Below are 2,046 nucleotides of genomic sequence, written 5' to 3' on the forward strand. Positions count from 1 at the left end.
TCATTATACAGCGCGACATAGTTCGCCGGAGCGCGCGCCAGCCATAACCCGTAGCAGACGGGATAGACGACGAAGGCGAGGAAGACGAGCAGATAGGGTGCGAGCAGCGCGATGCCCCAGGCCTGCGCCGGGGTCAGCCGCGACGACAGAGGCGGCGCGGGAAGTGCCTGATCGCCAGAGAGCGTAATCGCCATTCTTTTCGGACTCTTCTCTCAAATCTTATACCTCTCCCCGCTTGCGGGGAGAGGTCGGAGTGCTCTCGGCGATGCGAAGCATCGTCCTGAGCACTCCGGGTGAGGGGGTACAGGACTCACCGCGAGCATTACTCGTGGATAGAGCCCCTCACCCCACCCTCTCCCCGTGAAGAACGGGGAGAGGGTGGGATACAGTTCAACCCGCGACCTGCTTGATGCGGACGATCAGCTCGTCGACGGCCTTGTCGACCGGAACCTTCTCGCTGACGACCCGGTTCATCGCCTTGGCCCACACGTTCTCGTTGTTGAGGATCGTGAACTTCCAGTTCTTGGTGAAGTCGAACGCGGCGGTGCCGCCGGTGAACTGGGCGTAGACCGCCTTGCGGTGCTTGTCGGCCTGCCAGAACGGGCTGGCCTGGCTTTCCTTGGTCACCGGGAACCAGCGGCCGAGCGCGCCCTCGATATAGGGGCGGACGTTCTCCTCCTGGAGCAGGAAGCTGATGAACTGCTTGGCCTCGGCCTTGTTCTTGGCCGCGGTGAAGACCAGCCCGGTCTTGACGTCGGAGCGGTAGCGGATGGTCGACCCGTCGGGCGCCTTCGGGAAAGAGGCGGTGACGATGTCCTGCTCATAGGCCTTCTTGCCGGCCTCGCGCTGTTCGGGCGTCAGCGCCTGGTTCTGCGAATCCTCGAACCACTTCGCCGCGATCGAGATCGTGAAATTGTGGGTCATCACGATCGTCTTGTTGTGGAAGGCGACGTTGTTGTCCGGATCCTTCCAGGTCGTGGACGAGGGCGGCGTGCAACCCTTGATGTAGGTGTCGGTGTAGTCCTTCATCGCCTTGATCAGRTTCTCGCGAACCTTGGGATCGTCGACCAGGAGCTTGCCGTCGTCGTCGACCAGCTTGACGTGATAGGCGTCCATGAAGGTGTAGAACGACTGGAAGGCGTCGGTGGATTCCACGCCCATCGGCTGGCCGACGCCGTAGATACGCTGGCCGCTGGCCTTGCGGATCGCCGGCTGCACCTTGTCGCACCAGAACGTCCAGTAGCCTTCCCAGTCGGTCGGGATGTCGGCGAGCTTGAAGCCGGCCTTCTCCAGCATGTCGTTCCAGATCTCGACATGCATGCTCTGCTGCTTCAGCGGGAAGCCGTAATAGGCCTTCTTCTTGGTGACGTCGTTATAGAGGATCGACGCATCCAGCGTGTTCTGCACGAAGCGATCCTTGATCGGCTCCATGACGTCGGACAGATCCTCGAGCTTGCCCTCATAGGCCCACTTGCCCTGCGCCTGAACGTCATACGAGTCGGAATAGGCGACATCGGGCACGGTGCCGGCATCGAGCGCAGCGACCGTCTTCGGAATCATGTCCTGGATCGCGTACTGCGACAATTCGACCTTGATGCCGGTCTTGGCTTCGAACTTCTTGATCGTCTCGATCAGCGCGTCGTCTTCGGACCGATAAAAGCCCTTGCCCCACCAGACCGTAATCGTCTTCTGCTGCGCAAAGGCGGGTGCAGTGGCCGCAAACAGCCCGACCGCAGCGACCGCCAGTGATACTGCGCCAATAACCTTGGATTTCACGTTTTTCTCCCTCAAGCCGCCGGTGTTTAACCGGTCGGGTAAAACACTAGCGCATGGCGGTGAGCCGATCTAGCGGCATCTTGTCAGACCTAGGTCGTGGGCCTTGCACCGGAGGAGATGTGCTTAAGGTGCGCATCGATCCAATCGCTGCATCAATTCGCGGCAATCAATTCGGGTTCTGCGTTCTGATCGCCTGACCATGTGCATCCGTACCTGCTCGCGACTGGCGAAGCCCGGCTTTGTAAGCGGTATGAGGACTGAACGCAACGC

At 60.6% G+C, this 2,046-nt stretch carries 1 protein-coding gene and 1 pseudogene; both read right to left on the reverse strand.

Annotation, left to right across the window (positions count from 1 at the left end):
- Positions 1-194, reverse strand: a pseudogene (locus tag ACXJL8_RS39635) (sugar ABC transporter permease); the annotation flags it as partial.
- A 196-nt stretch (positions 195-390) separates the two neighbouring features.
- A complete protein-coding gene (locus ACXJL8_RS39640) occupies positions 391-1,776 on the reverse strand; it encodes an ABC transporter substrate-binding protein (protein ID WP_456620299.1) in 1,386 nt (461 codons plus the stop codon).
- Positions 1,777-2,046 lie beyond the last annotated feature (270 nt).

This window comes from Bradyrhizobium sp. P5_C11_2, from assembly GCF_054049755.1.